The 19,285-nt window shown below is 58.8% G+C and carries 16 protein-coding genes and 1 other RNA gene; 8 read left to right on the forward strand and 9 right to left on the reverse strand.

Annotation, left to right across the window (positions count from 1 at the left end):
• Positions 1–49: 49 nt before the first annotated feature.
• The 8 genes from pflB to garL all read right to left on the reverse strand — a co-directional run bounded on the left by pflB (position 50) and on the right by garL (position 9,772).
• The gene (gene pflB, locus V1599_RS21645) at positions 50–2,344 is read right to left on the reverse strand and encodes a formate C-acetyltransferase (RefSeq protein ID WP_395300833.1); all 2,295 of its coding nucleotides are present in this window, start codon (positions 2,342–2,344) and stop codon (positions 50–52) included.
• Between the two features lie 15 nt (positions 2,345–2,359).
• Positions 2,360–3,568, reverse strand: coding sequence for a propionate kinase (gene tdcD, locus V1599_RS21650; RefSeq protein ID WP_395300834.1), 1,209 nt, complete (start codon positions 3,566–3,568; stop codon positions 2,360–2,362).
• Positions 3,569–3,598: 30 nt separating this feature from the next.
• Positions 3,599–4,930 (reverse strand): threonine/serine transporter TdcC, encoded by a 1,332-nt coding sequence (gene tdcC, locus V1599_RS21655; protein WP_112010852.1) that lies wholly within the window; start codon positions 4,928–4,930, stop codon positions 3,599–3,601.
• 9 nt (positions 4,931–4,939) lie between these two features.
• Positions 4,940–5,929 carry a bifunctional threonine ammonia-lyase/L-serine ammonia-lyase TdcB gene (gene tdcB / locus V1599_RS21660; RefSeq protein WP_395300835.1) on the reverse strand — a complete coding sequence of 330 codons (990 nt, stop codon included), beginning with the start codon at positions 5,927–5,929 and terminating at the stop codon, positions 4,940–4,942.
• A 110-nt stretch (positions 5,930–6,039) separates the two neighbouring features.
• Entirely contained in the window at positions 6,040–6,963 is a 924-nt protein-coding gene (gene tdcA / locus V1599_RS21665; RefSeq protein ID WP_395300836.1) for a transcriptional regulator TdcA, read from the reverse strand.
• 693 nt (positions 6,964–7,656) lie between these two features.
• Positions 7,657–8,033, reverse strand: an RNA gene (rnpB, locus tag V1599_RS21670) — RNase P RNA component class A.
• A gap of 52 nt (positions 8,034–8,085) precedes the next feature.
• Positions 8,086–8,979: a 2-hydroxy-3-oxopropionate reductase gene (gene garR / locus V1599_RS21675; RefSeq protein ID WP_395300837.1), complete on the reverse strand. Its 894-nt coding sequence runs from the start codon at positions 8,977–8,979 to the stop codon at positions 8,086–8,088.
• Positions 8,980–9,001: 22 nt separating this feature from the next.
• The gene (gene garL / locus V1599_RS21680; protein WP_395300838.1) at positions 9,002–9,772 is read right to left on the reverse strand and encodes a 2-dehydro-3-deoxyglucarate aldolase; all 771 of its coding nucleotides are present in this window, start codon (positions 9,770–9,772) and stop codon (positions 9,002–9,004) included.
• A 356-nt stretch (positions 9,773–10,128) separates the two neighbouring features.
• Here garL and garD point away from each other — a divergent pair, with 356 nt between their 5' ends.
• Positions 10,129–11,700, forward strand: coding sequence for a galactarate dehydratase (gene garD, locus V1599_RS21685; protein ID WP_112010854.1), 1,572 nt, complete (start codon positions 10,129–10,131; stop codon positions 11,698–11,700).
• Between the two features lie 107 nt (positions 11,701–11,807).
• Here garD and V1599_RS21690 read toward each other — a convergent pair whose 3' ends face one another.
• Positions 11,808–12,611: a DeoR family transcriptional regulator gene (locus tag V1599_RS21690; protein ID WP_395300839.1), complete on the reverse strand. Its 804-nt coding sequence runs from the start codon at positions 12,609–12,611 to the stop codon at positions 11,808–11,810.
• A 239-nt stretch (positions 12,612–12,850) separates the two neighbouring features.
• Between V1599_RS21690 and kbaZ the strand changes: the two genes are divergently transcribed.
• The 7 genes from kbaZ to V1599_RS21725 all read left to right on the forward strand — a co-directional run bounded on the left by kbaZ (position 12,851) and on the right by V1599_RS21725 (position 19,282).
• Complete coding sequence (kbaZ, locus tag V1599_RS21695) at positions 12,851–14,158, forward strand: tagatose-bisphosphate aldolase subunit KbaZ (protein ID WP_297116929.1); 1,308 nt, start codon at positions 12,851–12,853, stop codon at positions 14,156–14,158.
• Positions 14,159–14,178: 20 nt separating this feature from the next.
• Positions 14,179–14,652, forward strand: coding sequence for a PTS N-acetylgalactosamine transporter subunit IIB (gene agaV, locus V1599_RS21700; protein WP_112010857.1), 474 nt, complete (start codon positions 14,179–14,181; stop codon positions 14,650–14,652).
• Positions 14,653–14,662: 10 nt separating this feature from the next.
• Positions 14,663–15,442 (forward strand): PTS N-acetylgalactosamine transporter subunit IIC, encoded by a 780-nt coding sequence (agaW, locus tag V1599_RS21705; protein WP_112010858.1) that lies wholly within the window; start codon positions 14,663–14,665, stop codon positions 15,440–15,442.
• Positions 15,432–16,310 (forward strand): PTS N-acetylgalactosamine transporter subunit IID, encoded by an 879-nt coding sequence (agaE, locus tag V1599_RS21710; RefSeq protein WP_112010859.1) that lies wholly within the window; start codon positions 15,432–15,434, stop codon positions 16,308–16,310. Before agaW ends, agaE begins: the two co-directional genes overlap by 11 nt.
• Before the next feature lie 15 nt (positions 16,311–16,325).
• Entirely contained in the window at positions 16,326–16,760 is a 435-nt protein-coding gene (gene agaF / locus V1599_RS21715; protein WP_112010860.1) for a PTS galactosamine/N-acetylgalactosamine transporter subunit IIA, read from the forward strand.
• Complete coding sequence (nagA, locus tag V1599_RS21720) at positions 16,757–17,890, forward strand: N-acetylglucosamine-6-phosphate deacetylase (protein ID WP_297116572.1); 1,134 nt, start codon at positions 16,757–16,759, stop codon at positions 17,888–17,890. Before agaF ends, nagA begins: the two co-directional genes overlap by 4 nt.
• A gap of 246 nt (positions 17,891–18,136) precedes the next feature.
• Positions 18,137–19,282 carry an SIS domain-containing protein gene (locus tag V1599_RS21725; protein WP_297116575.1) on the forward strand — a complete coding sequence of 382 codons (1,146 nt, stop codon included), beginning with the start codon at positions 18,137–18,139 and terminating at the stop codon, positions 19,280–19,282.
• Positions 19,283–19,285: the final 3 nt, after the last annotated feature.

Genomic DNA, 19,285 nt, shown 5'->3' on the forward strand with positions numbered 1-19,285 from the left:
GGGCACAAAAAAGCCCCCTCGCGGGAGGGGGCTTAGGGTCTGGCTGGCGTCACATCGCGTGCGTAAACGTTCTTGAAATCACGTCCTGCTGCTGCTCGCGGGTGAGCGCATTAAACCGCACCGCATAGCCCGATACGCGAATCGTCAGGTTCGGGTAGTTCTCAGGGTGCTCGATGGCATCCAGCAGCATCTCCCGGTTCATGACGTTAACGTTCAGGTGCTGGCCGCCCTCTATCGTGGCTTCGTGGTGGAAATATCCATCGAGCAGCCCCACGAGGTTGGTTTTACGCACCGGCTCATCCTTGCCCAGCGCCTGCGGCACGATCGAGAAGGTGTAGGAGATACCGTCCTTCGCGTAGGTAAACGGCAGCTTGGCAACGGAGGTTAGCGACGCCACTGCCCCTTTTCTGTCGCGCCCGTGCATCGGGTTTGCGCCCGGCGCAAACGGCGTGCCGCCGCGGCGTCCGTCCGGCGTGTTTCCGGTCTTCTGGCCGTACACCACGTTCGAGGTGATCGTCAGGATCGACTGGGTCGGCACCGCGTTGCGGTAGGTCGGCAGCGCCTGAATTTTCTTCATAAAGCGCTCAACCAGGTCGCAGGCAATGCTGTCCACGCGATCGTCGTTGTTGCCGTACTGCGGATAGTCCCCTTCAATCACGAAATCGACCGCCAGCCCGTTATGGTCGCGCACCGGCTTCACGGTGGCGTATTTAATGGCGGACAGAGAATCCGCCGCCACCGACAGCCCGGCGATGCCGCAGGCCATGGTGCGATAGACGTCGCGATCGTGCAACGCCATCAGCGAGGCTTCGTAGCTGTACTTGTCGTGCATATAGTGGATAAGGTTCAGGGCGCTGATGTACTGCACCGCCAGCCAGTCCATGAAGTGGTCCAGGCTCGCCATCACGGCGTCGTACTCCAGCACGTCGTCCAGCAATGGCGCGGTTTTCGGCCCGACCTGGATTTTCAACTTCTCGTCCACGCCGCCGTTAATGGCATACAGCAGCGTTTTCGCGAGGTTGGCGCGCGCGCCGAAGAACTGCATCTGCTTGCCGACGATCATCGGGCTTACGCAGCAGGCAATCGCGTAGTCATCGCTGTTGAAGTCCGCGCGCATCAGATCGTCGTTCTCATACTGCAGGGATGAGGTATCGATCGACATCTGCGCGGCGTATTTCTTAAAGGCGATCGGCAGCTGTTCTGACCAGAGGATCGTCAGGTTCGGCTCCGGCGCGGGGCCCATGGTGTGCAGCGTGTGCAGATAGCGGAAGCTGTTTTTGGTTACCAGCGTGCGGCCGTCCAGCCCCATGCCGCCGATCACCTCCGTCGCCCAGATCGGATCGCCCGAGAAGAGCGTGTCGAACTCCGGCGTGCGCAGGAAGCGCACCATGCGGATCTTCATGATGAAGTGGTCGATCAGCTCCTGCGCCTGCTGCTCGCTCAGGCGGCCGGCCTGCATGTCGCGCTCGACGTAGATATCAAGGAACGTCGCCGTGCGCCCGAGCGACATCGCCCCGCCGTTCTGGGATTTCACCGCCGCGAGGTAGGCAAAATAGAGCCACTGCACCGCTTCCTGGGCGTTCATCGCCGGGCGGGAAATATCAAAGCCATAGCTCGCCGCCATCTGCTGGATCTGCAGCAGCGCGCGCCTGTGCTCCGCCAGCTCTTCGCGCAGGCGGATCGTCGCTTCCAGATCCTCACCGCGCTCCAGCCTGCCCTGAAGATCGGCGAACTGAAGCTCGCGCTCGCGCACCAGGTAGCTGATGCCGTACAGCGCCACGCGGCGGTAGTCGCCGATGATGCGCCCGCGCCCGTAGCCGTCCGGCAGGCCCGTCAGCACGCCGGATTTACGGCAGCGCATCATCTCGGGGGAGTAGACGTCGAACACGCCCTGGTTGTGGGTTTTGCGCAGGTCGGTAAACAGGTATTCGAACTGCGGATCCATCTCGCGGCCGTAGGCTTCGAACGAGCTGCGGATCATGTTGATCCCACCGTACGGATGCAGCGCGCGCTTGAGCGGTTTGTCCGTTTGCAGGCCGACAATCGTCTCCAGGTCCTGGTCGATGTAGCCCGGCCCGTGGGCGGTGATCGTCGTCGCGATATTGGTGTCAAAATCCACCGGCGCGTGGGTGGCATTCTCCTGGCGAATGCCGACCATCACCTTCTGCCAGAGCGCCGTCGTTGCAGGCGTCGCCTGCGCGAGGAAAGCTTCATCGCCTTCATAAGGGGTGTAGTTATGCTGAATAAAATCGCGCACGTTAACGGCGTTTTTCCATTCTTCACCGCGAAACCCGGCCCATGCGTCGCTGTAGGGCGCGACGCCCGTATCGATCGTTACTTTCATGAGATTCTCGCTTTATCAGGCGTAAGCCGCAGCCGACGCAACCTTCCCAAGGCGGAGGGCGTCGAGCGCGATCATTTTTTCTTCATTGGTCGGGATTGCCGCGCAGGCGACCCGGGAGGATGCGCTGGAAATCACGCGCTCGCCCGCGCTGCCCGGCAGGGCGTTTTGGGCCTCGTCCAGGGTGATGCCAAAGACCTGAAGGCGTTCGGCCACCAGCGCGCGGATTAGCGCTGAGTTTTCGCCAATGCCGCCGGTGAATATCACCGCGTCGAGACGGTGAAGCGACGCCGCGTGCCCGGCAATATGCCGCGCGATGCGGTGGACAAAGGTCTGGATCGCCAGCTGGGCGCGCGCGTTCCCCGCGTGCCACGCCTTCTCCAGCGCGCGCAGATCCGAAGAGATGCCGGAGATCCCCAGCAGCCCGGACTCCTTGTTAACCACCCGCTCCAGATCCTCAAACGACTGCCCCGTCTGCTGGGCGATCCACGCCATCGCGCCAAAATCGACGTCGCCACAGCGCGTGCCCATCATCAGCCCTTCCAGCGGCGTCATGCCCATCGAGGTATCCACGCTTTCACCGTTGCGCACCGCGCAGATGGACGCGCCGTTGCCCAGGTGGGCAATCACCAGCCCGCTGTCGTCAGGCGACAGCCCGAGCAGCGCGTGCGCCCGGCCCGCCACGTAGCGATGAGAGGTGCCGTGGAAGCCGTAGCGGCGCACGCCCAGCTCTTCGAAGTAGCGGTACGGCAGGCCGTACAGATACGCCTCCGGCGCCAGCGTCTGGTGGAAGCTAGTGTCGAAAACCGCCACCTGCTGCACGTTCGGAAACAGGCGCTCCGCCGCCTCCACGCCGCTCAGGTTGGCGTAGTTGTGCAAAGGTGCCAGCGGTGAAACCTGGCGGATCTGCTCAATAACCTCATCGGTGATCGGGGTCGACTCGCTGAACAGCGCGCCGCCGTGGGCAATGCGGTGGCCTATATAGGCCACGCTGCTCATCAGGTCGCGTTTTTCCAGCTCAAGGGCGATGGCGGCCAGCGCCCCTTCGTAGTCCTGGCGAGCCAGCTTTACCGGCTCGCCCCCGTTCACGGAAATAAAGGCCTCTGCAGTGTTAATACCGTCTGCAAGCCCCGTCACCAGGGCCTCGCAGCTTGTGGCGTCCAGCACCGAAAACTTCACGGAGGACGATCCGCAGTTAATAACCAGTACTACCGGAAACTCAATCATGGTGTTGCTCCGCTCATCCTGAGCCTTGGTTTAGAACAGTTTGTAAACGATATTCAGAATGGTCAGCAGGCCGACAACGGTGACGAAGATGTTCTCCGTTCTGCCTTTGTATTTCGCCAGCGCGGGCGTTTTGCGGATGGCGTACATCGGCAGCAGGCACAGCAGCGAGGCGATAATCGGCGCGCCCATCGCTTCAATAAGGTCAAGAATGTTCGGGTTGGCGTAGGCCACCACCCAGGTGGAGCCCATGATGAAAATCATGCTGATGGTGTTCAGCTTGCCCACCGACACTTTCTTCTTGTCGCCCTTGTAGCCGAACTTCAGCACCAGGCCGTTCAGCCCTTCCAGCGTGCCCAGGTAGTGGCCGAAGAAGGATTTGAAGATCGCCACCAGCGCGATGATGGACGCGCCGTATTCCAGCACCGTGGCAAACGTCGACTTGCTGCCCGACATTGACGCAAAGTGGTTGGCCAGGTAGGAGAGCACCGGAATGTTCTGCGCCTTGGCCTCCGCCATGTTCTGCGGGGAGAGCGTGAACAGGCAGCTAAAGGCGAAGAACATCACCACCGCCACCATCAGCATGCTGGCGCGGCTGATGATTTTGGAACATTTCTGCTCGGTGAATTCCTTCCCGAACTCTGGCTCATACTCTTCGCGCTTCGAAACCACGAATGAGGAGACAATCGGCGAGAAGTTAAAGGAGAAGACCATGATGGAAATCCCCAGCCAGACCGTGACCAGAATGCCGTCGTGGCCGGTGAAGGCGATATCGCTCAGGTTCACCTGGTCAATGACCGCGGAGTTCCAGTAAGGGATGAGCGACAGGGAGATCAGCACCAGGCTGGCGATAAACGGGAACACCAGGAAGCTCATCACCTTCACCATCAGGTCTTTACCGAACCAGATAACGAAGGCCATCAGCAGCAGCAGGAACAGCGCCACGAAGCCGCGGTTCAGCGCGGGCAGCTGGAGCTGGTTTTCCCAGAAGGTCATAAAGGTGTTGGTAATGGTGACGCCGTAAATCCACAGCAGGGGGCAAATCGCAAAGAAGTAGAGGAAGGTGATCACCACCCCGCCGGTCTTGCCGAAATGCTCTTCTACCGTTTCCGTAATGTTCCCGGAGACGTTGCTGCCGGACAGGCACAGGCGCGCCAGCGCGCGGTGGCAGTAGAAGGCAATCGGGTAGGCGAGTAACAGCATCAGCAGGATGGGGATCAGGCCGCCAAACCCTGCGCGGATCGGGAAGAACAGCACGCCTGCGCCAATGGCGGTGCCAAACAGGCCGAGCGTCCAGGTGGTATCAGACTTACGCCAGGTGGACGTTTTTGTCTGGCCAACGGTAATGCTTTCAGTGTTGCTCATAGGTCATCCTTACGCGTCAACGAAGCCGGTAATTTGGGAAACACGGGAAAGATCGATATTGCCGCCGGAAATAATGCTGACGGTTTTTCGCCCCTGAATGTAGTGGTCAAGCTTGCCGCTTAATAGCGCCGCGCAGGCCAGCGCGCCTGCGCCTTCGGTGATCACTTTATTTCGCTGAATTAAGGCAATCATGCTGTCGCGAATTTCGTCTTCGCTGACCAGCACAATGTCATCAACCAGTTCACGAACGATCTGGAAGGTTAAATTACCCGGACGAGAAACATCGCATCCGTCCGCGAGCGTGCCGGTGACGCGATGGTTCATTATTTCTCCGGCGTAATACGATGCCGCCATGCCGTGTACATTTTCAGACTGCACGCCGATGATATTAATCGTCGGGTTAATGGATTTAATCGCCGTGGCGATCCCGGCGATTAATCCGCCGCCGCCGATGGGCACAATTACGTTATCAACGTCGTAGAGGTCTTCGAGAATTTCGAGGCCGATGGTGCCCTGCCCGGCTATGACTTTGGCATCGTCGTAAGGCGGGATGAAAATGCGCCCTTCCGTCTCGACGATTTCGCTCACTTTGGCGATAGTGTCGTTGAAGTTCTCGCCGTGCAACACCACTTCCGCCGAGTAGTCACGCGTGGCGGCGACTTTAGATTTTGGCGCGCCTATCGGCATCACCACTTTTCCGTCAATGCCGAGCATCGCGCAGGAGAGCGAAACGCCCTGGGCGTGGTTACCCGCCGAGCAGGCGACTACGCCCTTGCGTTTTTCCGCATCGGTCAGCGAGCTTAATTTATTAAACGCGCCGCGGATCTTAAACGAGCCGGTACGTTGCATATTCTCAAACTTGAGGAAGATTTCCCCCTTGCAGCGTTCGCTGAGGTAATTCGAGCGCGGCATGCCGGTTTTATATATCTTACCTGCCAGGCGTTTTCTGGCGTCCTGAATATCGTCGATGGTTACCGGGAGGTCGTAGGTAATGTGCATAATATCCTCGTTATAATAATTCATTGTTTTCGGGCAAAGCCTGGATTTCAGAGCCTCAATAATGCCGCTCTGGGTGTTTTAAAAACGTTCTGATGGATTAACAGATCAATTCAACATCGTCGTCGCGCGTCGTTCTGGGATGAATATTGTTTAGCCAGCTCGACTAATACGGAAGCCGATTTTTTAATGCGGTAATTTTTTGACCACACGGCGGCGTAGCGCGCCACGGGCAGCTCGTCCTCAACCGGCAGCACGATAAACTGATCGGAACCGAACGGCGCAATCATGTCGCGAGGAATAACCGTCAGGTAGTCGGCATTCAGGACGAGGTTATAAATGGTGACGACCGAATCGGTCTGGACGATGTTTTCAATGTTGATGTGGTTGTCTTGCAGGGTGGTCAGAAGTTCTTTGTAGTAGCCCATATCGGTTTGCGGCATCACCCAATGTTCATGCGTGAGCGATGCCAGGGTTGTCGATCCGGTGCACGTTCGTGAATTGCTGGCCACCAGCACAAACTCGGATTCAAACAACGGTTCTACGTGAAGGTCCTGCAGCAGCATCTCATCGCTGAGCGTGCCGATGGCAAAATCCAGACGTCCGTCGCGGATGGCGGGCAGGAACGAAGAGAGCTGGGCTTCGTACATCGAAACGCGCGCCTTCGGGAACACTTCCTTGAACTTTTTGATCATCTCCGACAGGAAGGTGAAGCCAATCAGCGACGGATAGCCAAACGAAACGTCCATGACGGTGCTAAAGCTGAGGCTGTTGATTTCGCTCACCATGTTTTTCATTTCGCGGGTGATCGACTCAGAGTACGACAGCAGCACCTGACCTGCGGCGGTCAGCTTCACGCCGGTATTTTTGCGGACCATCACCTCTACGCCGAAGTAGGATTCAATATCGTTGATGATTTTGCTGACGGCGGGCTGCGTCAGGCCAAGTTGTCTTGCAGCAGAACCTATGGAGCCACTTTTAATGACTTCCTGAAATACCACGAGGTGCTGTGTTTTCGGTAGAATAATAGTGTTCATAATATTCTGCGCTTATTTCCCTATGACGCCGTGGATTCTACTCAATATTGTCGTGAAGGGTATGTGCTGTTACTCACAATTCGTCTTTTCGCACTAATTACACACTCTACAAAAACCAATAAAAAACAAATAATATCAACACATTAGCTTGCGCCCTTAATGACTTTTCGCTGATATACGTCAATAAAAATAGCAGTAATAAATTTATTTTATGGCGATAACCTTAAATATTTCCTTCCTCAACAGAATATCAATAAAGACTAACTTTCAATCAATTAAAGGTGAATAAACAACCAAACGTTGCCTAAAACATTTTTGTAATTTATCAAATAACGGAATAATAATAAGTGCAGCGCAGCATAAACAGTGGAACAGGTCACACATTCGCCAGGTAAATGTTTTGATATTCAATATTTATTTATCAAATAAGAAAACATTTCACCCCAATGAATCAACATCGCCAACAAATTGACAACACTAAAAATCAGCACCTTTTCAGCGCGAAATTTTGTGATTGCGATCGTATACAGGCAGGGTGAGCGCATCGACGAAAGGAAAGCAGTGAAATGTGCTTAGCGTCGCAAAAATGAGAATTGATGTCGTTTGTGGGGTTGTCAGGTGGCGCGGCGCTTACCCGACCTGCACTCCCTGAAGCAAAAAGCAAAAACCCCGCCGGAGCGGGGTTCTGGAAGAAGTTGAAGCTGACCGATAAGCCGGGTTCTGTCGTGGACAGTCATTCATCTAGGCCAGCAATCGCTCACTGGCTCAAGCAGCCTACCCGGGTTCAGTACGGGCCGTACCATGTGAACCCCTATTTGGCCTTGCTCCGGGTGGAGTTTACCGTGCCACGGACTGTTACCAGCCGCGCGGTGCGCTCTTACCGCACCCTTTCACCCTTACCTGATCCCGCTTGCGCGGGCCATCGGCGGTTTGCTCTCTGTTGCACTGGTCGTGGGTTTCCCCCCCAGGCGTTACCTGGCACCCTGCCCTATGGAGCCCGGACTTTCCTCCCCTCCGCCCGTCTCCCCCGAAAGGGACGACGACGAAGCGGCGACTGTCTGGTCAGCTTCGGCGCGCAGTATAGAGGGTTTGCGCCCCGCTGTCACCCTTGGGTATGCATCCTTACGCGCGGGAGACTTCCACCTTCGCCAGCTTCTCGTAGTAGCACGCCAGCGCGCTGTGGTCCGCGGTGCCCATACCGTCCGCGCGCAGCGCCTGCATCATCTCCATCACCGCAGCCGTCAGCGGCAGCTGCGCGCCCACGCCGTGGGAGGTGTCCAGCGCGTTCGCCAGGTCTTTAATGTGCAGGTCGATGCGGAATCCCGGCTTAAAGTTGCGATCCATCACCATTGGCGCTTTGGCATCCAGCACGGTGCTGCCCGCCAGGCCGCCGCGGATCGCCTGATACACCAGATCGGGGTTAACCCCGGCCTTGGTTGCCAGCGTCAGGGCTTCCGACATCGCCGCGATGTTCAGCGCCACAATCACCTGGTTTGCCAGCTTGGTCACGTTGCCCGCGCCGATCTCACCGGTATGCACCACCGAGCCGGCCATCGCTTTCATCAGATCGTAGTATTTGTCGAAAATAGCCTTATCGCCGCCCACCATCACCGACAGCGTGCCGTCGATGGCTTTTGGCTCGCCGCCGCTGACCGGCGCGTCCAGCATTTCCACGCCTTTCGCCTTCAGCGCCTCGCTGATTTCGCGGCTCGCGAGCGGCGCAATGGAGCTCATGTCGATCACCACCAGGCCCGGCTTCGCGCCCTCAATAATGCCGTTCTCTCCCAGCGCGACCTCTTTCACGTGCGGAGAGTTCGGCAGCATGGTGATAATCACGTCGCACTGCTCGGCAATGGCCTTCGCGGTGGACGCCGCTTCCGCACCGGCGGCAATCACCTCAGCCACCGATTCAGGGTTACGATCGGAAACCACCAGCGAGTAACCGGCTTTGATGAGGTTTTTGCTCATTGGTTTGCCCATGATGCCCAGGCCAATAAAACCCACTTTCAGCGTCATAATCTGTTTTCCTCAAGGATGGTTATTTTTTAAAAGCGTCCGCAAGCTTCTGCGTGGCGGAGCGAAACACGCCCAGGTCGCTGCCGACGGCCACAAAGGTCGCGCCCCACTCAAGGTAGCGGCGCGCGTCCGCCTCAGCCGGGGCCAGAATGCCGGACGGTTTACCGTGCGCTTTGGCGCGCGCAAAAATGTGCTGGATCGCCCGCTGCACCTCGGGATGACCGGCATTGCCCAGGTGGCCTAACGCCGCGGCCAGGTCGCTCGGCCCGACGAAGATACCGTCTACGCCGTCGGTGGAGGCGATGGCGTCAACGTTATCCACGCCCTGCTGGCTCTCAATCTGCACCAGAATGGTGATGTTCTTGTTCGACTGCGCAAAGTAGTCCGGCACGGTGCCGAACATATTGGCGCGGTGAGAAACGGAAACGCCGCGAATGCCCTCCGGCGGGTAGCGGGTTGAAGCCACGGCCCGTACCGCCTCTTCCTCGGTTTCCACAAACGGGATCAGGAAGTTATAAAAACCGATATCCAGAAGGCGTTTGATAATCACCGGTTCGTTGGTCGGCACGCGCACCACCGGCGCGCTGCTGCTGCCCTTTAGCGCCATCAGCTGTGGAATGAAGGTGGTGATGTCGTTTGGCGCATGTTCTCCGTCCAGCACCAGCCAGTCGAATCCGGCCAGGCCGAGCACTTCGGTACTGACGGGGTTCGCCAGCGCGGACCAGCAGCCAATCTGGACCTGGTGTGCCGCCAGCGCAGCTTTAAACCTGTTCGGGAAGATATCGTTATTCATCGCGTTTACCTTTTTAATTCCGCAGCCGTATTCGGTATTTATATTTGCCCGCTTTTTTATTCTCTGACGTAATTTCAGCGTGATAAAATCGACATTCAGTATAATGCCCGCTTCCCGGCGGCACATTGTTTTAATGCTCAAGCATCACGCCGCATTTTTATAATATTTTGAGCATATGCACGAACCACTGGGCGCTGATGCACAGAATCAGACATCGCGGGTTCGGGCACGATCGCTATCACATTTTCTCGTCTATTCTCCTGACATGCTTTATTTCTGAAAGCCGCGTATTTATTTCTGCCATAAGAAAATTGGCTGCAATGATTATCAGACTCTTTGCTGGAGAATAGTGAGCAATGGCCGACATTGAAATTCGACAATCGCCGCTGACGGCGTTTTATATAAAAGTTCACGACACCGATAACGTGGCGATTATTGTTAACGACAATGGCCTGAAGGCCGGAACCCGCTTTCCCGATGGGCTGACGCTGATTGAGCATATCCCGCAGGGGCATAAGGTTGCGCTGGTGGATATTCCCGCGGGCGGCGAAATCGTGCGCTATGGCGAAACGATCGGCCACGCGGTGCGGGCTATCTCACGCGGCAGCTGGGTAGAGGAATCGCTGGTTGAACTGCCCGAAGCCCCGCCGCTGAACACGCTGCCGCTGGCGACGCGCGTGCCGGAGCCGCTCCCGCCGCTGGAGGGCTATACCTTCGAAGGCTACCGCAACGCCGACGGCAGCGTGGGCACCAAAAATCTGCTGGGCATTACCACCAGCGTGCACTGCGTGGCGGGCGTTGTGGATTACGTGGTGAAAATTATCGAGCGCGACCTTCTGCCGAAATACGCGAACGTCGATGGCGTGGTCGGTCTTAACCACCTTTACGGCTGCGGCGTGGCGATCAACGCGCCCGCCGCCGTGGTGCCTATCCGAACCATTCACAATATCGCCCTGAACCCCAATTTTGGCGGTGAGATTATGGTCATCGGGCTGGGCTGCGAGAAGCTTCAGCCTGAACGCCTGCTCCAGGGCACGGAGGACGTGCAGGCTATTGCGGTGGACAGCGCCAGCATCGTGCGCCTGCAGGACGAGCGTCACGTGGGCTTTAGATCGATGGTCGACGACATTATTCAGGTCGCGGAGCGCCATCTGGAGAAGCTCAACCAGCGCCAGCGCGAAACCTGCCCGGCCTCCGAGCTGGTGGTGGGAACGCAGTGCGGCGGCAGCGACGCGTTTTCCGGCGTCACGGCCAACCCGGCGGTCGGCTATGCGTCGGACCTGTTTGTGCGCTGCGGCGCCACGGTGATGTTCTCCGAGGTGACCGAAGTGCGCGACGCCATTCACCTGCTCACGCCCCGCGCCGTCAACGAAGAAGTGGGCAAGCGCCTGCTGGAGGAGATGGCCTGGTACGATAATTATCTGGATATGGGCAAAACGGATCGCAGCGCGAACCCGTCTCCGGGCAACAAAAAGGGCGGCCTGGCGAACGTGGTGGAAAAAGCCCTCGGCTCGATTGCCAAGTCCGGCCAGAGCGCGATTGTCGAAGTGCTCTCGCCGGGCCAGCGTCCGACGAAGCGCGGGCTAATCTACGCGGCGACCCCTGCCAGCGATTTCGTCTGCGGCACGCAGCAGGTGGCGTCCGGCATTACGGTGCAGGTATTTACGACCGGGCGCGGCACGCCGTACGGGCTGATGGCGGTACCGGTGATCAAGATGGCGACCCGCACCGAGCTGGCAAACCGCTGGTACGATCTAATGGACATTAACGCGGGGACCATTGCCACGGGCGAAGAGAGCATTGAGGACGTGGGCTGGAAGCTGTTCCACTTCATTCTGGACGTGGCGAGCGGGCGTAAAAAAACGTTTTCCGACCAGTGGGGATTGCATAACCAGCTGGCGGTGTTTAACCCGGCTCCGGTGACGTGATGATTCCCCTTACCCTGCCCTCTCCCCTTTGGGGAGAGGGTGAAAATCGCACCGAACGGTCCCCTCTCCCCTTTGGGGAGAGGGTTAGGGTGAGGGGTAGCACTCCCTTACACCAGCACCACCTCAATTCCGCTCTTACGCAACCCTTCCAGGCTTTCAACCGGTATCCCTTCATCAACGATAATCATATCAATGCGCTGCGTATCGATAATCTTGTGCAGGCTTGAGCGGTTAAACTTGCTGGAATCGGTCACGACGATAATGCGTTCCGCCACCTCGCACATCTTGCGGTTTAGCCGCGCCTCGTCTTCGTTGTGGGTGCTGACGCCGCGATCGAGATCGATGGCGTCGACGCCGAGAAACAGCAGGTCAAAGTGGTAATTTTGCAGCGACTGCTCCGCCTGGTCACCGTAGAAGGATTGCGACTGACGGCGTAAGTGTCCGCCGGTCATCAGCAGCTCCACCCCTTCCGCCTCCAGCAGCGCATTCGCCACGTTCATGCCGTTGGTCATGGCGATCACGTCGGTATGCTGGCGCAGCGTGCGGGCGATTTCAAACGTCGTGGTGCCCGAATCCAGAATGATGCGATGCCCCGGCTTCACCAGATCGGCCGCCGCCTGCGCAATGCTGCGCTTCACCGCGGTGTTCAGCGAGCTTTTATCTTCAACAGAAGGCTCCGCGCCTGGCGCATTGCCTTCGCAAATCAGCGCGCCGCCGTAGGCGCGAACCGCAATGCCCTGCTTTTCAAGAAACGCTAGGTCGTTACGGATCGTCACGGTGGAAACGCCATATAAATGAGAAAGATCGTTAACCTGCACGCTTCCCTGCGCCCGCAACCGCTGAATAATCTGCTCTCGCCTTTCGCTGGTGCCGGTGATGCGCTTTTCCGCGGATGAATCGGTGCTGCTCATACGAGCTCCTTAATCAATAAACTTTCGTTTCATTTCGTTTTGCCTATTAACGCCTTTCTTTTACGTAAATGCAAGTTATCCCTCACCCCAGGATGACAACAATACGGGCGCTGAAACCTTTCATTATGTTTCTTTTGTGAAACAGATCGGAAAACTATTATCTTTCGTTTTATTTTTACCACACCATAATGCAGTATCAAATGAAACAAAACGAAAGATGAATGCCGTCACCATCCGAAATGGAGAGGAAAGTGAAACATCTGACAGAAATGGTGGAACACCATAAACGGGGGAATACCAACGGGATCTATGCCGTCTGTTCCGCGCATCCGCTGGTTCTTGAAGCCGCAATTCGTTACGCCCACACGCATCAAACGCCGCTGCTGATTGAGGCCACCTCCAACCAGGTGGATCAGTTTGGCGGCTACACCGGCATGACGCCCGCCGATTTTTACGGGTTTGTCTGCCGGCTGGCCGAGTCGCTCGGTTTCCCAACCTCGCAGCTGATCCTCGGCGGGGATCATCTTGGCCCGAACCGCTGGCAAAACCAGCCGGCGCAGCAGGCGATGGCGAACGCGGAAGATCTGATCAAAAGCTACGTCGCCGCCGGGTTCAAAAAGATCCACCTCGACTGCAGCATGTCCTGTGAAGACGATCCGGTCCCCTTAACCGACGCCATCGTCGCCGAACGCGCGGCGGGTCTGGCCAGAATTGCCGAAGAGACCTGCCGTGAGTGCTTTGGCGTATCCGACCTGGTCTACGTCATCGGCACCGAGGTTCCCGTCCCCGGCGGCGCGCACGAAACGCTGACCGAGCTGGAAGTCACCACGCCGGAGGCGGCACGCGCCACCCTTGAGGCGCATCGTCACGCCTTCGAAAAGGAAGGGCTAAGCGACATCTGGCCGCGCATCATCGGCCTGGTGGTACAGCCCGGCGTCGAGTTCGACCATGCGAACGTCTGCGACTATCAGCCGCAGAAAGCCGTCGCGCTCAGCAGGATGGTGGAAGCCTACGACACGCTGGTATTTGAAGCGCACTCCACGGACTACCAGACGCCGCAGGCCCTGCGCCAGCTGGTGAAAGATCACTTCGCGATCCTCAAGGTCGGCCCGGCGCTCACCTTCGCCCTGCGTGAAGCGCTGTTTTCGCTTGCCGCCATTGAAGAGGAGCTGCTGCCCGCCAAAGCCAGCTCCGGCCTGCGCCACGTGCTGGAAAACGTCATGCTCGACCGCCCGGAATACTGGCAAAGCCACTACCACGGCGACGGCAACGCGAGGCGGCTGGCGCGCGGCTACAGCTACTCTGACCGCGTTCGCTACTACTGGCCCGACGCGCAGATTGATGACGCGTTCGATCGGCTGGTGCGCAACCTGGCAGACGAGCCGATCCCGCTGCCGCTGATCAGCCAGTACCTGCCGTTGCAGTACGGAAAAGTTCGCGAGGGCGCTCTCAACTCCACGCCGCGGGAACTCATCATTGACCACATTCAGGACATACTCCGGCAGTACCACACCGCCTGTGAAGGCGTAACGGCTCAAAACGCATAATTAAAAACGAGGAAAACGCTATGCCAAACATTGTTTTATGCCGCATCGATGAACGCCTGATCCACGGTCAGGTCGGCGTGCAGTGGGTGGGGTTTGCGGGGGCAAACCTGGTGCTGGTGGCCAATGACGAGGTTGCAGAGGATCCGGTTCAGCAAAACCTGATGGAAATGGTGCTCGCGGAAGGGATTGCCGTGCGCTTTTGGTCGCTGCAAAAAACGATCGACAACATTCACCGCGCCGCCGATCGGCAGAAAATTCTGCTGGTCTGCAGATCGCCCGCGGATTTTCTCCGGCTGGTGGAAGGCGGCGTTCCCGTCACCCGTATCAACGTGGGAAACATGCACTACGCCAATGGCAAACGGCAAATTGCCAAAACGGTATCTGTAGACGCTAACGATGTTGCGGCCTTTAACGGTTTGAAGGCCGCCGGTGTGGAATGCTTCGTTCAGGGCGTTCCAACAGAAACTGCTTTGGATCTCTTTACACTACTCTGAGGGATTCACAATGGAAATCAGTCTATTGCAGGCATTCGCGTTAGGCATCCTTGCCTTTATCGCGGGCCTGGACATGTTTAACGGGTTAACGCATATGCACCGCCCGGTGGTGCTTGGGCCGCTGGTCGGCCTGATACTGGGCGATCTGCACACCGGTATTTTAACCGGCGGTACGCTGGAGCTGGTCTGGATGGGGCTGGCCCCGCTGGCGGGCGCGCAGCCGCCGAACGTCATTATCGGCACCATTGTTGGCACCACGTTCGCCATCACCACGGGCGTTAAGCCGGACGTCGCCGTAGGGGTCGCCGTGCCGTTCGCGGTGGCGGTACAGATGGGGATTACGTTCCTGTTCTCGGTGATGTCCGGGGTGATGTCCCGCTGCGACCGCATGGCGGCCAATGCCGATACCCGCGGCATCGAGCGGGTTAACTACCTGGCGCTGCTGGCGCTCGGCCTCTTCTACTTCCTGTGCGCTTTCCTGCCGATCTACTTCGGCGCGGAACACGCGAAAACCGCCATTGACGTCCTGCCGGAGCGCCTGATTGACGGCCTCGGCGTGGCGGGCGGCATCATGCCCGCGATCGGCTTCGCCGTGCTGCTGAAGATCATGATGAAAAACGTCTATATCCCCTATTTCATTATCGGCTTTGTCGCCGCGGCCTGGCTGAAGCTGCCGGTGCTGGCGATTGCCGCCGCCGCGCTGGCCATGGCGCTGATCGACCTGATGCGAAAATCGCCTGAACCGTCTGCTCCCGCTGCGCAAAAAGAGGAATTTGAAGATGGCATCTAATCACACCGTTCTGCCGGGCGCGTCCGAGAGCGAGGAAACCCTGCTCACCGGCGTCAATGAAAACGTCTACGAAGACCAGGGCATCGGCGCCGAACTGACGAAAAAAGACATCAACCGCGTGGCCTGGCGCTCCATGCTGCTGCAGGCCTCGTTTAACTACGAGCGTATGCAGGCCTCCGGCTGGCTTTACGGACTGCTGCCCGCGCTAAAAAAGATCCACACCAACAAGCGGGACCTCGCGCGCGCCATGAAAGGCCACATGGGCTTCTTCAATACCCATCCGTTCCTGGTGACGTTTGTGATCGGCATTATCCTGGCGATGGAGCGCTCCAAGCAGGACGTGAACAGCATTCAGAGCACCAAGATTGCCGTGGGCGCGCCGCTCGGCGGCATCGGCGACGCCATGTTCTGGCTAACGCTGCTGCCCATCTGCGGCGGTATCGGCGCCAGCCTGGCGCTTCAGGGCTCCATTTTGGGTGCCGTGGTCTTTATCGTGCTGTTTAACGTGGTGCACCTCGGCCTGCGGTTTGGCCTGGCGCACTATGCCTATCGCATGGGCGTGGCGGCGATCCCGCTGATAAAAGCCAACACCAAAAAGGTCGGACACGCGGCATCCATCGTCGGGATGACGGTCATCGGCGCGCTGGTGGCAACCTACGTGCGCCTCAACACCACGTTGGAGATTAAGGCCGGTGATGCGGTCGTCAAGCTGCAAACGGACGTCATCGACAAGCTGATGCCCGCCTTCCTGCCGCTGGTTTACACCCTGACCATGTTCTGGCTGGTGCGCCGCGGCTGGAGCCCGCTGCGCCTGATTGGCATCACCGTGGTGCTGGGCGTGGTTGGCAAGTTCCTTCACTTCCTGTAAAGCAAAGAGGTTGCGATGTTAGGCATTATTTTGACGGGTCACGGCGGCTTTGCCAGCGGGCTTGAGCAGGCGATGAAGCAGATCCTCGGCGAGCAGCCGCAGTTTATCGCTATCGATTTTCCCGAGACGTCCACCACCGCGCGGCTCACCGAACAGCTTGAGCAGGCGGTTAACGGCCTGGACGCGCGGCACGACATTGTGTTTCTCACCGATCTGCTGGGCGGCACGCCGTTTCGCGTGGCCTCGACGCTGGCGATGCAAAGACCGGGTAGCGAAGTAATAACCGGCACCAATCTTCAGCTCTTACTGGAGATGGTGCTGGAGCGCGACGGGCTCAGCAGCGAAGCGTTTCGCCTGCAGGCGCTGGCGTGCGGACACCGCGGGCTGACCAGCCTGGTTGACGAGCTGGCGCGCTGTCGCGAGGACGCTCCCGCCGAGGAAGGCATATGAGCCAGCTGCTGCGCGCGCGCCGCCTGCTCACGGAACAGGGCTGGCTTACCGACCACCAGCTGCGCATGGATAACGGCATCATCACGGCGATCGAGCCGATTCCTGCGGGCGTGACGGCCCGCGAGGCCGAGCGGCTTTGCCCGGCCTACATCGATATCCACGTCCACGGCGGTGCGGGCGTGGACGTCATGGACGATGCGCCCGGCGTGCTTGATACCTTAGCCATGCACAAGGCGCGCGAAGGCGTGGGGGCGTTTCTGCCCACGACCGTCACCGCGCCGCTGGCGGCCATTCATGCGGCACTTGGGCGCATCGCCCAACGGGTGAAGTCCGGCGGTCCCGGCGCGAGGGTTCTCGGCAGCTATCTGGAAGGCCCGTATTTTACGCCGCAGAACAAAGGCGCTCACCCGCCGGAGCTGTTTCGGGAGCTGGACATCGCCGAGCTGGACGCGCTGATTGCCGTCTCGCGGAACACGCTGCGCGCGGTGGCGCTGGCACCGGAAAAAGCGGGCGCGCTCGCGGCAATTCGCCACCTCAAGCAGCGGGGCGTGCGCGTTATGCTCGGGCACAGCGCCGCCACGTGCGAGCAAACCCGCGCCGCGTTTGACGCGGGGGCGGACGGGCTGGTGCACTGCTACAACGGCATGACCGGGCTGCACCATCGCGAGCCGGGCATGGTGGGCGCAGGGCTTACCGATGCGCGGGCCTGGCTGGAGCTGATTGCCGACGGTCATCACGTTCATCCGGTCGCCATGCGGCTTTGCACCTGCTGCGCGAAGGATCGCGTAGTGTTAATCACCGACGCGATGCAGGCCGCAGGCATGCCCGACGGGCGGTACACGCTGTGCGGTGAGGACGTTGTTATGCAAAGCGGCGTGGTGCGCACCGCGTCCGGGGGGCTGGCGGGCAGCACGCTTTCGCTGGATGCCGCCGTGCGGAATATGGTCGAGCTGGCAGGCGCAGCGCCTGAAGAGGCGATACATATGGCTTCGCTGCATCCGGCCCGCCTGCTGGGCATTGACGGCGAGCTTGGCTCGCTGAGGCCGGGCAAGCGCGCAAACCTGATCGCGCTGGACGACGGTTTACACCTGCAAAATATCTGGATTGAAGGTCAGGCTCTCCCCCTGTAGACCTTTCATTGTCTGTCCATTTGGCCTTGCGACGCCCAATCGCAAGGCCTTTCTTTTCCTTTCCTTCGTTGTTCGCATTTCCTTTGCGATCACACTTTTCGTTTTATTTCCTTTCTTTCATTGAACTTTCGATTTCTTTTCTATAGATTTTATTTAACTGTTGAAGTGAACAAGTGAAACGAAACGAAAGATAGCAATATGTTTGCCTGCGTCTGAAGTGACATTCACGCGACTAAGGACTGAGTTATGCCTGAAATGAATACCGCCGCAACCGGCACATGGACAGAAAGCGAGATCCGCCAGCAGCCCGACAGCTGGCTCCGCTCGCTCAACAACATCGACAGCCTGCGTTCCTCGATCGACGGCTTCCTGACGCCGCTGCTGCGCAAAAGCGACCTGCGGATCGTGCTGACCGGCGCGGGAACTTCCGCGTTTATCGGCGACATTATCGCGCCGTGGCTCGCCAGCCACACCGGGAAAAACATCAGCGCCGTGCCCACAACGGATCTGGTCACCAATCCGATGGATTACTTCAGCGCGGCGCACCCGCTGCTGCTGGTCTCGTTTGCCCGGTCTGGCAACAGCCCGGAAAGCGTCGCGGCGGTCGAGCTGGCAAATCAGTTCGTGCCGGAGTGCTACCACCTGTCTATCACCTGCAACGAAGCGGGAAGCCTGTACCAGAACGCGATCGATAGCGATAACGCCTATGCCCTGCTGATGCCCGCCGAGACGCACGATCGCGGCTTTGCGATGACCAGCAGCATCACCACCATGATGGCGAGCTGCCTGGCGGTTTTCGCGCCTGAGACGATCAACGCCACCACCTTCCGCGACGTGGCCGATCGCTGCCGGGCGATCCTGACGTCGTTAGGCGATTTCAGCCAGGGCGTGTTCGGCAGCGAGCCGTGGAAAAGGATTGTTTACCTCGGCAGCGGCGGGCTGCAGGGCGCCGCGCGCGAGTCGGCGCTGAAGGTGCTGGAGCTGACGGCGGGCAAGCTGGCCGCGTTTTATGACTCCCCTACCGGCTTCCGCCACGGGCCGAAATCGCTGGTGGACGGCGAAACGCTGATCGTCGCGTTTGTTTCCAGCCACCCGTATACGCGCCGGTACGATCTGGATCTGCTGGCCGAGCTGCGCCGCGATCGCCAGGCGATGCGCGTGGTGGCGATTGCCGCAGAAAGCGATCCGATTGTCGAAGCCGGGCCGCACATTCTGCTGCCGCCGTCCCGGACGTTTATCGACGTGGAGCAGGCCTTCTGCTTCCTGATGTATGCCCAGGTCTTCGCGCTCACCCAGTCCCTGAGCGTGGGCAACACTCCCGATACGCCGTCCGCCAGCGGCACCGTAAACCGCGTCGTACAGGGCGTCATTATTCATCCGTGGCAGGCCTAAGAG

The organism is Enterobacter sp. ECC-175 (genome assembly GCF_043968675.1).
GTDB lineage: Bacteria > Pseudomonadota > Gammaproteobacteria > Enterobacterales > Enterobacteriaceae > Enterobacter.